At 53.7% G+C, this 17,194-nt stretch carries 14 protein-coding genes; 2 read left to right on the forward strand and 12 right to left on the reverse strand.

The genetic code is table 11. From position 1 onward, the window contains the following. Positions 1-17: 17 nt before the first annotated feature. Genes cysC through cysD form a run of 3 tightly spaced genes read right to left on the reverse strand, consistent with a single transcriptional unit; the run spans position 18 to position 2,968 of the window. Entirely contained in the window at positions 18-623 is a 606-nt protein-coding gene (cysC, locus tag OGY35_RS09905) for an adenylyl-sulfate kinase (RefSeq protein ID WP_286632174.1), read from the reverse strand. Continuing rightward, entirely contained in the window at positions 623-2,050 is a 1,428-nt protein-coding gene (cysN, locus tag OGY35_RS09910; protein ID WP_286632175.1) for a sulfate adenylyltransferase subunit CysN, read from the reverse strand. Before cysN ends, cysC begins: the two co-directional genes overlap by 1 nt. 9 nt (positions 2,051-2,059) lie before the next feature. Next, complete coding sequence (gene cysD / locus OGY35_RS09915) at positions 2,060-2,968, reverse strand: sulfate adenylyltransferase subunit CysD (protein WP_042322572.1); 909 nt, start codon at positions 2,966-2,968, stop codon at positions 2,060-2,062. A gap of 274 nt (positions 2,969-3,242) precedes the next feature. Here cysD and OGY35_RS09920 point away from each other — a divergent pair, with 274 nt between their 5' ends. Further along, on the forward strand, positions 3,243-4,280 hold the full coding sequence (locus OGY35_RS09920) for an aminopeptidase (RefSeq protein WP_152402460.1): 1,038 nt from the start codon (positions 3,243-3,245) through the stop codon (positions 4,278-4,280). A 100-nt stretch (positions 4,281-4,380) separates the two neighbouring features. Here the strand turns inward: OGY35_RS09920 and OGY35_RS09925 are convergent, their stop codons facing one another. From OGY35_RS09925 to cysJ, 4 genes are all read right to left on the reverse strand, one after another. Further along, a complete protein-coding gene (locus OGY35_RS09925; RefSeq protein WP_178827941.1) occupies positions 4,381-4,662 on the reverse strand; it encodes a DUF5339 domain-containing protein in 282 nt (93 codons plus the stop codon). 113 nt (positions 4,663-4,775) lie between these two features. After that, the gene (cysH, locus tag OGY35_RS09930; protein WP_286632176.1) at positions 4,776-5,510 is read right to left on the reverse strand and encodes a phosphoadenosine phosphosulfate reductase; all 735 of its coding nucleotides are present in this window, start codon (positions 5,508-5,510) and stop codon (positions 4,776-4,778) included. Between the two features lie 230 nt (positions 5,511-5,740). Continuing rightward, positions 5,741-7,453, reverse strand: a complete 1,713-nt coding sequence (gene cysI / locus OGY35_RS09935) for an assimilatory sulfite reductase (NADPH) hemoprotein subunit (protein WP_286632177.1) — start codon at positions 7,451-7,453, stop codon at positions 5,741-5,743. Then, positions 7,453-9,252, reverse strand: a complete 1,800-nt coding sequence (gene cysJ, locus OGY35_RS09940) for an NADPH-dependent assimilatory sulfite reductase flavoprotein subunit (protein WP_286632178.1) — start codon at positions 9,250-9,252, stop codon at positions 7,453-7,455. Before cysJ ends, cysI begins: the two co-directional genes overlap by 1 nt. Before the next feature lie 305 nt (positions 9,253-9,557). On the opposite strand from cysJ, the gene queD reads away from it, so the two are divergent. Then, positions 9,558-9,920 carry a 6-carboxytetrahydropterin synthase QueD gene (gene queD / locus OGY35_RS09945; RefSeq protein WP_152402449.1) on the forward strand — a complete coding sequence of 121 codons (363 nt, stop codon included), beginning with the start codon at positions 9,558-9,560 and terminating at the stop codon, positions 9,918-9,920. 84 nt (positions 9,921-10,004) lie between these two features. Here queD and queE read toward each other — a convergent pair whose 3' ends face one another. From queE to relA, 5 genes are all read right to left on the reverse strand, one after another. Continuing rightward, positions 10,005-10,676, reverse strand: a complete 672-nt coding sequence (gene queE, locus OGY35_RS09950; RefSeq protein ID WP_042322555.1) for a 7-carboxy-7-deazaguanine synthase QueE — start codon at positions 10,674-10,676, stop codon at positions 10,005-10,007. 137 nt (positions 10,677-10,813) lie between these two features. Continuing rightward, the gene (eno, locus tag OGY35_RS09955; protein WP_042322547.1) at positions 10,814-12,109 is read right to left on the reverse strand and encodes a phosphopyruvate hydratase; all 1,296 of its coding nucleotides are present in this window, start codon (positions 12,107-12,109) and stop codon (positions 10,814-10,816) included. Between the two features lie 88 nt (positions 12,110-12,197). Then, positions 12,198-13,835: a glutamine hydrolyzing CTP synthase gene (gene pyrG / locus OGY35_RS09960; protein WP_286632179.1), complete on the reverse strand. Its 1,638-nt coding sequence runs from the start codon at positions 13,833-13,835 to the stop codon at positions 12,198-12,200. A 224-nt stretch (positions 13,836-14,059) separates the two neighbouring features. Next, positions 14,060-14,851 carry a nucleoside triphosphate pyrophosphohydrolase gene (mazG, locus tag OGY35_RS09965; protein ID WP_286632180.1) on the reverse strand — a complete coding sequence of 264 codons (792 nt, stop codon included), beginning with the start codon at positions 14,849-14,851 and terminating at the stop codon, positions 14,060-14,062. A gap of 96 nt (positions 14,852-14,947) precedes the next feature. Next, entirely contained in the window at positions 14,948-17,182 is a 2,235-nt protein-coding gene (gene relA, locus OGY35_RS09970; protein WP_152402437.1) for a GTP diphosphokinase, read from the reverse strand. Positions 17,183-17,194 lie beyond the last annotated feature (12 nt).

The following is a 17,194-nucleotide window of genomic DNA, read 5'->3' on the forward strand; positions in this document are numbered from 1 at the left end:
CACACAAGTCAGGTGTCTCAGGATCTGATAATATCGCTCTGTCTGAGCAGGTCTAATAATTGGGCGACCAAATTTGTTACTAATTGTTCGCCATTAAGATGAACCTCAGGCGATTCAGGCGCTTCGTATACGGAATCAATTCCGGTGAAATTGCGCAACTCGCCGGCGCGCGCTTTTTTATATAATCCTTTCGGATCGCGGGCCTCGCAGATTTCCAGCGGCGTATCCACGAACACTTCAATGAAGCGTCCTTCACCGACGCGCTCACGCACCATCTGCCGCTCCGCGCGGTACGGAGAAATGAACGCCGTCAGCACCACCAGACCGGCATCCGCCATCAGGTTTGCCACTTCGCCCACGCGACGGATGTTCTCTTTACGATCGGCATCGCTGAACCCCAGATCGCTGCACAGGCCGTGGCGAACGTTATCGCCATCCAGCAGATAGGTACTGACGCCCAGTTGATGCAGCGCTTCTTCCAGCGCCCCGGCGATCGACGATTTACCGGACCCCGACAGCCCGGTAAACCACAGCACAGCACCACGATGACCGTGATGTTGCTCGCGCTGTTGCGGCGTGACGGGATGGGCATGCCAGACGATGTTTTCGTCATGCTGCGCCATTATTTCCCTCCCAGCAGATCGCGAGCGCCCCAGTGCGGGAAGTGACGACGCACCAGCGCATTCAGCTCCAGCTCAAAGGCGCTGAATTCTGACGGCGCAGCGGTCTCCTGCACAATCGGTTCGCGGACCATACCGGCACCCACGGTGACGTTACTCAGACGATCAATAAAAATCAGCCCGCCGGTCACCGGGTTCTGCTGATAAGTATCCAGTACCAGCGGCTCATCAAAGGTCAGATTCACCAGACCAATGCCGTTCAGCGGCAGATTGTCCACCTCACGCTGCGTCAGATTGTTGATATCCACCTGATACTGAACGTTATCAACGCGCGCACGGGTCTTTTTGCCCGCGATTTTGATTTCGTAACGTTGTCCCGGCGCCAACGGCTGTTCCGCCATCCAGACCACATCGACAGCAGCGTGCTGTACCGCCGGCAGGCTTTCGTCCGCCGCCAGCAGCAGATCGCCACGGCTGATATCAATCTCGTCTTTCAGGACAAGGGTAATGGCTTCACCGGCAAAGGCTTCGTCCAGATCGCCATCAAAGGTGACGATCCGCGCCACGCTGGATTCCACGCCGGATGGCAGCACCTTCACGCGCTGTCCCACCTTAACGCGACCAGAGGCCAATGTGCCGGAATAGCCCCGAAAATCGAGGTTCGGACGGTTTACGTACTGCACAGGGAAGCGCATTGGCTGGCTGTCGACCACACGCTGGATCTCAACCGTCTCCAGCACTTCAAGTAAGGTCGGGCCGCTGTACCACGGCATGCTAGTGCTCTGGGAGGCCACGTTGTCACCTTCCAGCGCAGAAAGTGGCACAAAGCGGATATCCAGATTGCCCGGCAACTGTTCAGCAAAGGTCAGATAATCTTCGCGAATGCGTGCAAAAGTCTCTTCGCTGTAGTCGACCAGATCCATTTTGTTGATCGCCACCACCAGGTGTTTGATCCCCAGCAGCGTTGAGATGAAGCTGTGACGACGAGTCTGATCCAGCACGCCTTTACGGGCGTCAATCAGCAGGATCGCCAGATCGCAGGTTGATGCGCCGGTCGCCATATTACGGGTGTATTGCTCATGCCCAGGGGTATCGGCAATGATAAATTTACGCTTCTCGGTAGAGAAATAGCGATACGCCACGTCAATGGTAATCCCCTGCTCGCGCTCGGCCTGCAGGCCATCCACCAGCAGCGCCAGATCCAGCTTCTCTCCCTGCGTGCCGTGGCGTTTACTGTCGTTGTGCAGCGATGACAACTGATCTTCATAAATCTGACGCGTATCGTGCAACAGGCGACCGATCAGCGTACTTTTGCCGTCATCCACGCTGCCGCAGGTTAAAAAGCGCAGCAGACTTTTATGTTGTTGGGCGACCATCCAGGCTTCGACGCCGCCTTCATTGGCGATTTGTTGTGCAAGTGTGGTGTTCATGGCGGCTCCTTAGAAATACCCCTGACGTTTCTTCAGCTCCATAGAGCCCGCCTGGTCGCGGTCAATCACGCGGCCCTGACGTTCACTGGTGGTCGAGACCAGCATCTCTTCAATAATTTCCGGCAGCGTTTGCGCGTTTGACTCCACGGCGCCGGTCAGCGGCCAGCAGCCGAGGGTACGGAAACGAACCATCCGTTTTTTGATCATCTCGCCGGGCTGCAGGTCGATGCGATCGTCATCGATCATCATTAACATGCCATCGCGCTCCAGTACCGGGCGTTCTGCCGCCAGATACAGCGGGACGATCTCAATATTTTCCAGCCAGATGTACTGCCAGATATCCTGTTCGGTCCAGTTGGAGAGCGGGAAAACGCGGATGCTTTCGCCTTTGTTAATCTGCCCGTTGTAGTTGTGCCACAGTTCAGGACGCTGGTTTTTAGGGTCCCAGCGGTGAAAGCGGTCGCGAAAGGAGTAGATGCGCTCTTTCGCCCGCGACTTTTCTTCATCGCGACGCGCGCCGCCAAATGCGGCGTCAAAACCGTATTTGTTCAGCGCCTGCTTCAGTCCTTCTGTTTTCATGATGTCGGTGTGCTTGGCGCTGCCGTGGACAAACGGGTTGATGCCCATCGCCACCCCTTCCGGGTTTTTATGCACCAGCAGCTCGCAGCCGTACGCTTTGGCAGTACGATCGCGGAATTCATACATCTCGCGGAACTTCCAGCCGGTATCGACATGCAGCAACGGGAACGGCAACGACCCCGGGTAGAATGCCTTACGGGCAAGATGCAGCATGACGCTGGAATCCTTGCCGATGGAGTACAGCATTACCGGGTTAGAGAATTCAGCCGCCACCTCGCGAATGATGTGGATGCTTTCGGCCTCCAGCTGTCGCAGGTGGGTGAGTCGTTTTTGGTCCATAACCGTTCCTTTACAATACCGCGAATGTCGAGCACGTCAGATAACCCGACTATAGGGAGCGCAGGAGAACGAATGAAATTACGAATTGGAATGAGTAGTTCCTCAAAGGAATAACGATCTGGCAAAGCAAATATCAAAAAGTGCTTAACCCGCCGGAATTCGGGCATTTAAGAGCAAATGAAATTGTCTTAGCGAGGTCACCGTTTCATACTAGATGGATTAAAATTTTTGCTTTGTATTCAGGGTTTCCCCCGCTGGCTATTAAGGATTCACTATGTTTTCCGCAACGCGCCGTCTTTCTGCTCTCCTGGCGCTCGGCGTATGCTTTATTGTCCCCGCTCAGGCGTCATCCCCAAAACCGGGCGATTTTGCGACAACGCAGACCCGTCATATTGCGACCGTTTTCCCGGGAAGGATGACCGGTTCCCCGGCAGAAATGTTGTCTGCCGACTATTTACGCCAGCAGTTTGAGCAAATGGGCTATCGCAGCGATATCCGCACGTTCAACAGTCGCTACATTTATACCGCTAAAAATAACCGCAAAAACTGGCATAACGTGACCGGCAGTACCGTCATTGCCGCTCATGAAGGCAAAGCCCCGCAGCAGATTATTATCATGGCGCATCTGGACACCTACGCCCCGCAAAGTGACACCGATAGCGATGCAAATCTTGGCGGTCTGACACTGCAAGGTGTGGATGATAACGCCGCCGGACTGGGCGTTATGCTCGAACTGGCAGAACGCCTGAAAAATGTGCCTACCGAATACGGTATTCGCTTTATTGCCACCAGCGGCGAGGAAGAGGGAAAACTGGGGGCCGAAAACCTGCTCAAACGCATGAGCGCGGCCGAGAAGAAAAACACACTGTTGGTGATTAACCTCGATAACCTGATCGTCGGCGATAAGTTGTATTTTAATAGTGGGCAAAATACCCCGGAAGCCGTGCGCAAATTAACCCGCGACCGGGCATTAGCTCTCGCGCGCAGTCATGGTATTGTCGCTACCACTAATCCTGGCCTGAACAAGGATTATCCAAAAGGCACTGGTTGTTGCAACGACGCAGAGGTTTTCGATAAAGCGGGAATTTCGGTGCTTTCCGTCGAGGCGACGAACTGGAATCTCGGCAAGAAAGATGGTTACCAGCAGCGCGCCAAAACCGCCTCTTTCCCGGCAGGAAATAGCTGGCACGATGTACGTCTGGATAATCAACAGCATATTGATAAAGCCCTGCCTGGACGTATTGAACATCGCAATCGCGACGTCATGCGCATTATGCTGCCGCTGGTGAAAGAATTAGCGAAAGCGAGCTAATCATACGGCCGGATAAAGCGATATTGCTATCCGGCAAAAGACGCGAAGAGTGACACTATGCTGAGCGTCGTTTATTTCCATTACGCTCTTTTGTAATAACTTATTGAATGCCCATGGACTGCTTCATTTGCACCAGTGCGGCAGCGCCTTGTTTACAGCCAGCATCCTGATTTTCAGCCGGTAATGCTGCAAGTTGCTTTTTAGCCTCTTCCAGTTGAGGTTTCATTGCTTCCATCTGCTGTTTAGCCTGATCGCTGGTTTTTGATGCCTGAACAATCAACGCATCAACATCATCAAAGTATTGCTGACAAGTATCAGTAATTGCTGCAAAAGAAGAACCAGACACCAGAGTTAGCATCGCAACAAAAAAAATCTTTTTCATTTATTTAATCCCTCAGTTTTAAATTGACGTCACTGCCTCCGGCAATAACGTCACCAAGGGTAAAACAAAGCGATTTATAAAACAGCCCGGGATAATATTTTCAGATTTTTATTTTAGCCTTCGTGCAGTCCGCACTCACGCTTCAACCCAAAGAAACGTGTCTCTTCTTCTGCCATGCCGGGTTCCCATTTGCGCGTGGTATGTGTATCCCCCACGGAAAGATAGCCCTGATCCCACAACGGGTGATACTTCAGCCCGTGCTTTTGCAGGTACTGATAAACCGTGCGGTTATCCCAGTCGATAATTGGCAGCACTTTAAAGACCCCACGCTGGATAGCCAGCACGGGCAGATGCGCACGACTACCGGACTGTTCGCGACGCAACCCCGCAAACCAGGTTTGCGCATTGAGTTCCTGCAGCGCCCGGTTCATCGGTTCGACTTTGTTGATCTCATTGTATTTCTCAATGCCTTCCACGCCCTGCTCCCACAGTTTGCCATAACGTGCTTCCTGCCAGGCGGCGCTTTCGGGGGCGCAATAAACCTTCAGATTCAGTTTGAGCTTGTCCGTTAACTCATCAATAAACTGGTAGGTTTCCGGGAAAAGATAGCCGGTATCGGTCAGGATCACCGGGATATCCGGGCGGATCTGATTGACCAGATGCAGACTCACCGCCGCCTGAATCCCGAAGCTTGATGAGAGGACGTATTCGCCAGGCAAATTCTCCAGCGCCCAGGCTACCCGCCCCTCAGCGTCAAGTTTTTCCAGTTGGCTGTTGGTTTCAGCCAGTGCCATCACGCGCTCCACTTTCGGCAGCGCGTTCAGAGCGTGTAGATCGAGTCTGGACATAAGTTCCTCACTGTTTGACTGCCTGATGGCGCTTCGCTTATCAGGCCTACAACGGCCACCGGGCGTCTACAAAATCCGTAGACCGGATAAGGCGTTCACGCCGCCATCCGGCAATAAGACTGTTTGACTGCCTGATGGCGCTTCGCTTATCAGGCCTACAACGGCCACCGGGCGTCTACAAAATCCGTAGGCCGGATAAGGCGTTCACGCCGCCATCCGGCAATAAGACGTTATTCCCAGAAGTCCCGGGCAGGATCGAGCACCGGGCGAATAATGCCCGCACGCACCGTAAAGTCGCCGAAGCCTTCACCCGCTTCTCGCTCTTTCGCCCAGCGCCCAATCAGTTCGTCCAGCGAGTCGAGAATTTCCGGCTCGGTGATGTTCTCTTTGAACATCCGCGGGATACGCGTGCCGATTCGGTTACCGCCAAGATGCAGGTTGTAGCGTCCCGGCGCTTTCCCGACCAGCCCGACTTCTGCCAGCATCGCGCGGCCGCAGCCGTTCGGGCAACCCGTCACACGCATCACGATATGCTCGTCACTGACATGATGCTTCGCCATCAAACCATCAATTTTATCGATAAACGTCGGCAGGAAGCGCTCGGCCTCCGCCATCGCCAGCGGACAGGTTGGGAAAGACACGCAGGCCATGGAGTTTTCACGCTGCGGCGTCACCGTGTTCATCAGGCCGCTCACTTGCGCGATCTTCTCAATCTTCGCCTTCTGGCTCTCCGGTACACCCGCGATAATCAGATTCTGATTCGCGGTAATACGAAACTCGCCTTTATGGATTTTCGAAATCTCCAGCAGGCCCGTTTTCAGCGGACGTCCCGGATAATCGAGAATTCGACCATTTTCGATAAACAGCGTCAGATGCCATTTATTGTCGATGCCCTTCACCCAGCCAATACGATCGCCACGACCGGTAAATTCGTACGGACGAATCGGTTCGAATTTGATGCCGGCACGACGTTCCACTTCCGCTTTGAACGTCTCGACTCCCACGCGTTCCAGCGTATATTTGGTTTTCGCATTTTTACGGTCAGTACGGTTACCCCAGTCACGCTGCGTGGTGACAACGGCTTCCGCCACAGCCAGCGTGTGCTCCAGCGGCAGATAGCCAAATTCGCTCGCCGTACGGGCGTAGGTTTTCTTGTTACCGTGCTCGATGGAAAGACCGCCGCCCACCAACAGGTTAAAGCCTACCAGCTTGCCATTTTCCGCAACCGCGACAAAGTTCATGTCGTTAGCATGCAGATCGATATCGTTCTGCGGCGGGATCACCACCGTGGTTTTGAACTTACGCGGCAGATAGGTCTGACCGAGGATCGGCTCCTCATCGGTGGTCGCGACTTTTTCCTGATCGAGCCAAATTTCAGCATAGGCGCGGGTACGCGGCAGCAGATGCTCGGATATCTTTTTCGCCCATTCGTAAGCTTCGGCATGCAGCTCTGACTCGTACGGGTTCGAGGTGCACAGCACGTTACGGTTCATGTCGTTGGCGGTTGCCAGCGCGTCCAGCCCAACGGAGTGCAGCATCTGGTGCACCGGCTTCACGTTCTTCTTCAGGATGCCGTGGAACTGAAACGTCTGTCGGTTGGTCAGGCGAATGCTGCCATAAAGGGTGTTGTCATGGGCAAACTTATCAATCGCCTGCCACTGTTTGGTGGTGATGACACCGCCCGGCAGACGGCAGCGAAGCAGCATCGCGTGACGCGGCTCCAGCTTCTGTTCTGCACGCTCGGCGCGGATATCACGGTCATCCTGCTGGTACATGCCGTGAAAACGGATCAGCAGGAAGTTATCACCTTTAAAACCGCCGGTGAGACCGTCATTCAGATCCTCAGCAATGGTGCCGCGCAGATAGTTGCTTTCCAGCTTCATGCGCTCGGCGTCCGTCAGTTTACCTTCGACCACCAGGGGCCCTGGATGTTTTTCGCTCATTAGTAGACATCTCGCTGATAACGGCGCTCAACGCGCAGCTCACTTAAAAATTCATCCGCTGATTCCGCGTCCATCGCGCCGAATTCAGCAATCACTTCCAGCAATGCCTGCTCAACGTCTTTCGCCATGCGATTAGCGTCGCCGCAGACATAAATATGCGCACCGTCATTAATCCAGCGCCACAGTTCTGCGCCCTGTTCGCGCAGTTTGTCTTGTACGTAAACTTTTTCTTTTTGATCTCGTGACCAGGCGAGATCGATACGGCTCAGTACGCCCTCTTTGACGTAACGCTGCCATTCCACCTGGTAGAGGAAATCTTCAGTAAAGTGGGGATTGCCAAAAAACAGCCAGTTTTTACCTGATGCTTCATCAGCGGCGCGCTGCTGCATGAAGGCGCGGAACGGCGCGATGCCCGTACCTGGACCAATCATAATCACCGGCGTTTCAGGGTTCGTCGGCAGACGGAAGTTATCGTTATGTTCGATGAACACACGCACTTCACCCTCTTCTTCAACGCGATCGGCGAGGAAGCTGGATGCGCCGCCGGCGCGCGCGCGACCTTCCACTTCATAACGCACCGCACCGACGGTGATGTGCACTTCGTTCTCCACTTCAGCCTGAGACGACGCAATAGAGTAAAGGCGCGGCGTCAACGGACGTAACAGGTCGACCAACGCCTGTGCATCCAGCTGTGCTGGCGAAAAACGCAGCATATCGACAACCGGCGTTGTCGTCGCATAATGCTGCAACTGTGCCCTGTCGCCAACCAGCGGCAACAGCGATTCACTGCGCGTTAAGGTGGCATAGTTTTCAACGATATTGGCGGTATTGACGGTCAGTTCGACATGCCACTGTAACGCGTCGGACAGCGACAGAGACTGGCCATTGACCGTCACGGGCTCATCACCTTTCAGCCAGACCAGTTCCACTATCTCTTTCACCAGCGCAGGATCGTTCTGATACCAGACGCCCAGCGCGTCGCCAGGCTGGTAGCGCAGACCCGACTCACCGAGATCGATTTCAATATGGCGAACATCTTTCTCTGAATCACGGCCGGTGATTTTTTGATTCACGGACAACGCCGCGCTCAGCGGCGCTTCTTTGGTATACGGGCTGGAGTGGATCTCATTCACCGCTCCGCTGGCAATCGACGGAGTCTGTGTCGCAACCGGCGCACGTGATTTCAACACCTCAACCACACGGGTACGCCACTCGGCGGCGGCGGCCTGGTATTCCACATCGGCGTCAACGCGATCCAGCAAACGCTCACCGCCAAGTTCCGCCAGTTTGCTGTCAAAATCTTTGCCTGACTGACAGAAAAACTCGTATGACGTATCACCCAGACCAAAAATAGCAAATGCCGTGTTTTCGAGCTTCGGCGCTTTTTTAGAGAACAGGAACTTATGCAGCGCGACGGCTTCTTCCGGCGGCTCGCCTTCACCCTGTGTAGACGTGACGATAACCAGCAGTTTCTCATTGGCGATTTGTTTGAATTTGTAGTCGCCTGCGTTCACCAGCGTGACGCTGAGCTTTGCCGCCAGCAGGTCGTCACGCAGCGCTTCTGCCACACGACGCGCATTGCCCGTTTGTGACGCGGAGATCAATGTGATGCCCGGCATTTCAGCAACGGGGGCCGGCGTCGCAACGGTCGCGCCGGGTTGCTGATTCAGCGTGCCCCAGAAATAGCCAGAAACCCATGCAAGCTGCATGGGCGAGAGATCGGTAGTGGCCGCCTGAAGGCGGGCCAGTTGCTCCGGGTTCAGCGGAAGCAAAGCGGAAGGTGGGGCCTGTGTCGTCATGCGTCGTTATGTTCCAGTAAGCAAAGCGGATTTAAGCAATAAAACCCAAACTGAAGATAAGGGTAACGGCGGTGATAGTAACAATTAAAGAAGGGATGGAAATAACAAATAACCAAATGGACTAACCTGTTTTAGTTATAGTTATTAACAACAAAAACGATTAAATAACCACATGAAATATATGAACTTATCTCCTATAAAGTTGATGAATGACGTAATCTGCGACGGAAAGCCGTTTTAGTTAATGATAAAAAATGTACTTTCCGGTACCCTACGGCGGTTTTTTGCCTGACTGAGAGTTTAAGATGACCACCACCCTGTTTAAAGATTTCACCTTCGAAGCCGCTCACCATCTGCCCCATGTTCCTGAAGGGCATAAATGTGGCCGTCTGCACGGACACTCCTTTATGGTGCGCCTTGAAGTCACCGGTGAAGTCTGTCCACATACAGGCTGGATTATCGATTTCGCCGAATTAAAAGCCGCGTTCAAGCCAACTTACGACAGGCTCGATCATTACTACCTGAACGATATTCCCGGTCTGGAAAATCCGACCAGCGAAGTGCTGGCAAAATGGATTTGGGATCAGGTCAAACCGTCACTCCCCCTGTTGAGCGCCGTGATGGTGAAAGAAACCTGTACGGCGGGCTGCGTCTATCGCGGCGAGTAAATGTTTCGTCTTGCCGGATGGCGACGCGAAACGTCTTATCCGGCCTACAGATAAGCCCGACAGGTTAACCCGCCGGGCTTTTTATCAGGCAATATTCAGATATTTGTGCGTCTGCATCGACAGGCGCCAGTTGCGCGCGATGCAGGTTTCGATGCACAGGCGTGTGGCATCCTCTTTCTGACTGATGGGTTGCAGCGCAATCACTCGCGGTTTGTCGTCGCTCAGCGTGGCAAGCAGTTCGTCCAGCGCTTCAATGTCACGCACGCGACCGACCGGATGTTTAATCTCATTCGCGCGTTCCAGGGCCTGTGAAAGAACGTCATAACCACCACGCATGTTCACCTTTGGCGAAACGGTCACCCAGGTATTGGGTGTGCAGCGCACTTCATGCGTACCGCTGGTCTCTATCTGGCAGCTGAATCCATTTTTTTCCAGCAAATCAGTAAGTGGCATCAGGTCATGGATACAGGGCTCGCCGCCGGTAATCACCACATGACGCGCGGTGTACCCTTGTCGGCCAATCACGGCCAACAGATCTTCGCTGCTCGCCGCGCCCCATTTATCGCTCTCTTTGGTTTTCGCCAGGATGCTGTACAGGGAAACTTCCCGATCCTCAAGCTTATCCCAGGTGTGTTTGGTATCGCACCAGGCACAGCCGACCGGGCATCCCTGTAAACGAATAAAAATGGCGGGGACGCCGGTAAAGTAACCCTCACCTTGCAGGGTCTGGAACATCTCGTTAATCGGGTACTGCATAGCGTTCTCTGTTAAAGGGATAATCTGTAATTATCGCAGATTTCGTCTTCCTGGTCATGCGCAGCGGCTGCGCTAACCGCAGGCATAAAAAAACCCGCCGAAGCGGGTTTTTCAGAGCGTAAAGCGGCAGTAATAAATTACTGGCCTTTGATCTCTTTACGACCGTTGTACGGTGCTTTTTCACCCAGCGCTTCTTCGATACGAATCAGCTGGTTGTATTTAGCAACGCGGTCAGAACGGCTCATAGAACCGGTTTTGATCTGGCCTGCAGCGGTACCAACAGCCAGGTCAGCGATGGTTGCATCTTCAGTTTCACCGGAACGGTGAGAGATGACAGCCGTGTAGCCAGCGTCTTTCGCCATCTTGATTGCAGCCAGCGTTTCGGTCAGAGAACCGATCTGGTTGAATTTGATCAGGATGGAGTTAACGATGCCTTTCTCGATACCTTCTTTCAGGATCTTGGTGTTGGTTACGAACAGATCGTCACCAACCAGCTGGATTTTGTCGCCCAGTACTTTGGTCTGGTAAGCAAAACCATCCCAGTCAGACTCGTCCAGACCGTCTTCGATAGAAACGATCGGGTACTGTTTGGTCAGGTCTTCCAGGAAGTGAGTGAACTCTTCAGAGGTGAACGCTTTGTTGCCTTCGCCCGCCAGAACGTATTTACCGTCTTTGTAGAATTCAGATGCTGCACAGTCCATCGCCAGAGTGATGTCTTTGCCCAGCTCGTAACCTGCTGCTTTAACCGCTTCAGCGATAACAGCCAGCGCTTCTGCGTTAGAACCCAGGTTCGGCGCGTAGCCACCTTCGTCACCCACAGCCGTGTTCATGCCTTTCGCTTTCAGAACTTTAGCCAGGTTATGGAACACTTCAGAACCCATACGTACGGCTTCTTTCAGGGTTTTCGCGCCAACCGGCTGAATCATGAATTCCTGGATGTCGACGTTGTTGTCAGCGTGCTCACCACCGTTGATGATGTTCATCATCGGAACCGGCATGGAGTATTTGCCCGGAGTACCGTTCAGCTCAGCGATGTGCTCGTACAGCGGCATGCCTTTAGCGGCAGCAGCAGCTTTGGCGTTTGCCAGAGACACAGCCAGGATGGCGTTTGCACCGAAGTTGGATTTATTTTCAGTACCGTCCAGGTCGATCATGATTTTGTCGATGCCAGCCTGATCTTTGGCATCTTTGCCAAGGATTGCCTGAGCAATCGGGCCGTTAACCGCGCCAACAGCTTTCAGTACGCCTTTACCCATGAAGCGGGATTTGTCGCCATCGCGCAGTTCCAGCGCTTCGCGGGAACCCGTAGAAGCACCTGACGGAGCTGCTGCCATACCGACGAAACCACCTTCCAGGTGTACTTCGGCTTCAACAGTCGGGTTACCACGGGAGTCGATGATTTCACGACCGATGACTTTAACGATTTTGGACATTAGGTTTTCCTCAGTACAAGTTAAACTAAAACTCCAGACAAACAACGCGTACCTTTGGTACGCGTTGCCGTTCTAACTTTTTTACTTCTTACTTCGCCTGACGCTTCTGATGCTCGCTGGCGGCTTTCACAAAGCCAGCAAACAGCGGATGTCCATCACGTGGCGTGGAAGTAAATTCCGGATGGAACTGACAGGCCACGAACCACGGATGATTCGGTACCTCAATGATCTCGACCAACTGATCATCACCGGAACGGCCTGCAACACGCAGACCCGCAGCTTCAATCTGTTTCAACAGCATATTGTTGACTTCGTAACGATGGCGATGACGCTCAACAATGGTCGGTGCGCCGTACAGTTGACGAACCAGACTATCGTCGCCAAGCTGACACTGCTGCGCGCCCAGACGCATCGTGCCGCCGAGATCGCTCTTCTCAGTACGAACCTCAACGTTGCCTTCTTCGTCACGCCATTCGGTAATCAGCGCCACAACCGGGTACTTACAGTCTGGCACAAATTCCGTCGAGTTGGCGTTGTCCATACCGGCGACATTACGCGCAAACTCAATCAACGCAACCTGCATACCCAGGCAAATGCCCAGATAAGGAATATTGTTCTCACGCGCATAGCGTGCAGTGGCGATCTTCCCTTCCACACCACGGTAGCCAAAGCCGCCAGGGATCAGGATAGCGTCCAAATCTTTCAGGATTTCGACACCACGCGTTTCAACATCCTGCGAATCGATAAGCTTAATGTTGACGGTCACACGATTTTTCAGACCACCGTGTTTCAGCGCTTCGATAACGGACTTGTAGGCATCCGGCAGTTCGATGTACTTGCCCACCATGCCGATAGTCACTTCGCCTGCCGGATTCGCTTCTTCATAAATAACCTGTTCCCATTCAGACAGGTTAGCTTCCGGACAGTTCAAGCTGAATCGTTTACAAATATAATCGTCCAGGCCCTGCGATTTCAACAGGCCTGGAATTTTATAAATGGAATCGACATCTTTCATTGAAATAACGGCTTTTTCCGGCACGTTACAGAACAATGCAATTTTTGCGCGCTCATTTGCCGGAACGGTGCGATCGGAACGACAAATCAGGACATCAGGCTGAATACCGATGGACAGCAGTTCTTTCACAGAGTGCTGGGTCGGTTTGGTTTTAACTTCACCCGCGGCGGCCAGGTAAGGTACCAGGGTCAGGTGCATGAACAGCGCGTGTTCACGACCGATATCAACCGCCAGTTGTCGAATCGCTTCAAGGAACGGCAGAGATTCGATATCACCGACGGTGCCACCGATTTCAACCAGGACAACGTCATGGCCTTCGCCGCCTTCCAGCACGCGTTCTTTGATAGCGTTGGTGATGTGCGGGATAACCTGTACGGTCGCCCCCAGATAGTCGCCACGACGCTCTTTGCGCAGAACGTCAGAGTAGATACGACCCGTAGTGAAGTTGTTGCGGCGGCTCATTTTGGTGCGAATGAAACGCTCGTAATGACCCAGGTCCAGGTCGGTTTCAGCGCCGTCTTCAGTAACGAACACTTCCCCGTGTTGGATTGGGCTCATGGTACCCGGATCGACGTTGATATACGGATCCAGTTTCATGATGGTCACGTTGAGGCCACGGGCTTCAAGAATGGCTGCGAGGGAGGCTGCGGCAATGCCTTTACCCAGAGAGGATACGACCCCGCCGGTCACAAAAATATAGTTCGTTGTCATGCTGAACCTGAGAAGTTAGGGTGAAACGATGGAATAACCAGGACGGGAAAGTAGTATACCCGAACATGACGTACGCCACAAACTTTCATTATCCCTCCTCTTCGTCAGCTCACATTTAACATCGGGAGTGAGAAAATAGCCCCTTTGGGGTAAATGTTTTTGACGCAAATCAAGAGCTTGTTATTTAAAAAATCACACAAAACGCCCTTGACCGCTCAAACTCCTTAGAGATCAATTTCCTGCCGTTTTACCTGCTGCCAGACTTCTTCCATGGTTTCCAGATCAACACCCGTCATTTCCAGGCCCCGCGCCGCCACAATCCGCTCGACCTCACGAAAACGCCGCTCGAACTTTTCGTTGGCTTTTTGCAGGGCGGTCTCCGCTTTGGTGCCTAAGTGACGGGCCATATTGACAGTGGCAAAGAGCAAATCGCCCATTTCCTCTTCCAGTTTAGCCTGGTCGACCACGACCTGCCGCGCCTCGTGCATGACCTCGTCAATCTCTTCGTACACCTTGTCAACCACCGGGCCCAGCGTCGTCCAGTCAAAGCCAACATTCGAACAACGCTTCTGGATTTTCTGTGCCCGCATTAACGCTGGTAAGCTACGCGGAATATCATCAAGGGCAGAATGCTGCGCCTTTTGCGCCCGTTCGCCGGTTTTAATTTGCTCCCAACGAGCCAGCACTTCGCTGCTGTTATGAGCCTGAGCATCGGCAAAAACGTGCGGATGTCGGCGCTCCAGTTTGTCACTGATGGCGGCACAAATGTCATTGAAATCAAAGCGCCCCTCTTCCTGGGCTATCTGCGCGTAAAACACCACCTGGAACAACAGATCGCCCAGTTCGCCGCGCAGATCGTCAAAATCTTCACGCGAAATCGCGTCGAGTACTTCGTAGGTTTCTTCAAGGGTGTAGGGGGCAAGCGTGGCGAAAGTCTGTTCGTTATCCCACGGGCAGCCGGTTTCCGGGTCGCGCAGGCGCTGCATGATGCCAAGCAGGCGGTCAATTTGAGTCATTGGAACATCCTGAAAAATAGGCCCGATAAGCGAAACGTCATCGGGCATTGTGATATTGCCGGATGACGGCTAACGCCTTATCCGGCCTACAAATAATTAATTGCCGTGCAAACGACGCGCGTCAATCACATCAGGGACCTGATTCAGCTTGCTGAGCACGCGTCCCAGCACCTGCAGGTTATAGATTTCAATCGTCATGTCGATGGTGGCAAGCTGTTGTTTGGTATCGCTGCGGCTGGCAACGCCAAGCACGTTGACCTTCTCGTTCGCCAGAATCGTCGTGATATCACGCAGTAAGCCGCTGCGATCGTTGGCCTGTACGCGCACCACCAGCGAGTATCCCGCCGAGTAGCTTTCGCCCCAGACGGCCTCCACGAGGCGCTCTGGCGCATGCGCGCGCAGTTCGACCAACTGCTCACAGTCCGCCCGATGGACGGAAATCCCGCGCCCCTGGGTGATGAACCCGACAATCTCATCGCCCGGAATCGGCTGGCAGCAACGGGCAATGTGATGCATCAGGTTGCCGACCCCTTCCACAACCACGCGACCATCATCTTTACGGCGGTTCTGCGGGGAATGCGTTTTCTGCTGAAGCTGCTTCAGCGCGGCGGCATCCTCTTCGGCGGCGCTCGGTTTGTTGAACTGCGATTGCAGGAAATTCACCATCTGATTCAGACGGATATCTCCACCGCCAATCGCCGCCAGCAACTCCTCCAGTTCGTTAAAGTTGTAGCGCGGCAGCAGGTGCTTTTCCGCTTCTTTCAGACTGATACCGAGATGCGACAGCTCATCATCCAGAATCTGCCGTCCGGCAAGGATGTTCTTGTCCCGATCCTGTTTACGGAACCAGGCGTGAATTTTCGAGCGCCCACGACTGGTCGTCACATAGCCCAGATTCGGGTTCAGCCAGTCACGACTGGGATTTGGCTGTTTCTGGGTGATAATTTCGATCTGATCGCCCATCTGCAACTGATAGGTGAACGGTACGATGCGCCCACCGATTTTCGCCCCAATGCAACGATGACCTACATCACTGTGAATGTGGTACGCAAAATCGAGCGGCGTGGAGCCAGCGGGCAGATCCACCACATCACCTTTCGGCGTAAAGACGTAGACCCGGTCGTCAAAGACCTGACTGCGGACTTCGTCGAGCATCTCGCCGGAGTCCGCCATCTCTTCTTGCCAGGCGATCAGCTTACGCAGCCAGGCAATGCGGTCCTCATGACCTGAACGCGCCCCGCCCGCGACCGCGCCTTCTTTGTACTTCCAGTGCGCGGCAACGCCCAGTTCGGCGTCCTCGTGCATCTGCTTAGTGCGAATCTGGATCTCAACCGTTTTGCCGCCCGGCCCTAATACCACGGTATGAATCGACTGATAGCCATTCGGTTTCGGGTTGGCAACGTAGTCGTCAAACTCATCCGGCAGATGGCGATAGTGGGTGTGCACAATCCCCAGCGCAGCGTAGCAGTCCTGCAAACGCTCGGCGACAATACGTACGGCGCGGACATCAAACAGCTCATCAAACGCCAGATGCTTTTTCTGCATTTTTCGCCAGATGCTGTAGATGTGTTTCGGGCGCCCGTACACTTCTGCCTTCACGCCTTCGGTTTTCATTTCCGATCGCAGATGACCGACGAACTCTTCGATGTAATGCTCCCTGTCGATACGTCGTTCGTGCAGCAGTTTGGCAATGCGTTTGTACTCGGCAGGATGCAGATAGCGGAAGCAATAATCTTCCAGTTCCCATTTCAACTGGCCGATACCTAATCGGTTCGCCAGAGGAGCGTAGATGTTGGTGCACTCTTTCGCCGCCAGTACGCGTTCATCTTCCGGCGCGTCTTTCACCTCGCGCAGATGGGCAATGCGTTCGGCAAGTTTAATGACCACACAGCGGAAGTCGTCGACCATCGCCAGCAGCATCCGCCGCACGTTATCGACCTGCTCTGAGGAGACGGAATCGGTATGGGTCGCTTTCAGTTGGCGAATGGCCGCCATGTCACGCACGCCGTGAATCAGGTTGACGATAGACTTACCTACGCTTTCCTGCAGGGTATCTTCGCTAACGACATTGGCATCTGCCAGAGGGAACAGCAGCGCAGCCCGCAGCGTGTCGATATCCATACTCAGCGTTGAGAGGATTTCCACCATCTCCACGCCACGCCACAGCAGCAGTTCCGCATCCGGATGCCCCTGTGTCTGTTGCAGGCAATACGCCCAGGTTTCGGCTAAGCGTTCACATGACTGCTGGCTGGTGATCCCAAGACTTTCGATCCATTTTTTCGGGTCAAATTCCCCAGCTTTATTTAGATGTGCACTTCTTACCGCAACCATTGTCCTCTCCTT

It is taken from the genome of Citrobacter sp. Ct235, assembly GCF_030332305.1.
GTDB lineage: Bacteria > Pseudomonadota > Gammaproteobacteria > Enterobacterales > Enterobacteriaceae > Citrobacter_A > Citrobacter_A telavivensis.

Bases quoted from the DNA above. Each gene is read 5' to 3' on its own strand.
- cysC (WP_286632174.1), bottom strand. From the start codon at position 623: ATGGCGCAGCATGACGAAAACATCGTCTGGCATGCCCATCCCGTCACG.
- OGY35_RS09920 (WP_152402460.1), top strand. From the start codon at position 3,243: ATGTTTTCCGCAACGCGCCGTCTTTCTGCTCTCCTGGCGCTCGGCGTA.
- mazG (WP_286632180.1), bottom strand. From the start codon at position 14,851: ATGACTCAAATTGACCGCCTGCTTGGCATCATGCAGCGCCTGCGCGAC.
- OGY35_RS09925 (WP_178827941.1), bottom strand. From the start codon at position 4,662: ATGAAAAAGATTTTTTTTGTTGCGATGCTAACTCTGGTGTCTGGTTCT.
- cysH (WP_286632176.1), bottom strand. From the start codon at position 5,510: ATGTCCAGACTCGATCTACACGCTCTGAACGCGCTGCCGAAAGTGGAG.
- cysJ (WP_286632178.1), bottom strand. From the start codon at position 9,252: ATGACGACACAGGCCCCACCTTCCGCTTTGCTTCCGCTGAACCCGGAG.
- cysI (WP_286632177.1), bottom strand. From the start codon at position 7,453: ATGAGCGAAAAACATCCAGGGCCCCTGGTGGTCGAAGGTAAACTGACG.
- queD (WP_152402449.1), top strand. From the start codon at position 9,558: ATGACCACCACCCTGTTTAAAGATTTCACCTTCGAAGCCGCTCACCAT.
- queE (WP_042322555.1), bottom strand. From the start codon at position 10,676: ATGCAGTACCCGATTAACGAGATGTTCCAGACCCTGCAAGGTGAGGGT.
- cysD (WP_042322572.1), bottom strand. From the start codon at position 2,968: ATGGACCAAAAACGACTCACCCACCTGCGACAGCTGGAGGCCGAAAGC.
- eno (WP_042322547.1), bottom strand. From the start codon at position 12,109: ATGTCCAAAATCGTTAAAGTCATCGGTCGTGAAATCATCGACTCCCGT.
- cysN (WP_286632175.1), bottom strand. From the start codon at position 2,050: ATGAACACCACACTTGCACAACAAATCGCCAATGAAGGCGGCGTCGAA.
- pyrG (WP_286632179.1), bottom strand. From the start codon at position 13,835: ATGACAACGAACTATATTTTTGTGACCGGCGGGGTCGTATCCTCTCTG.
- relA (WP_152402437.1), bottom strand. From the start codon at position 17,182: ATGGTTGCGGTAAGAAGTGCACATCTAAATAAAGCTGGGGAATTTGAC.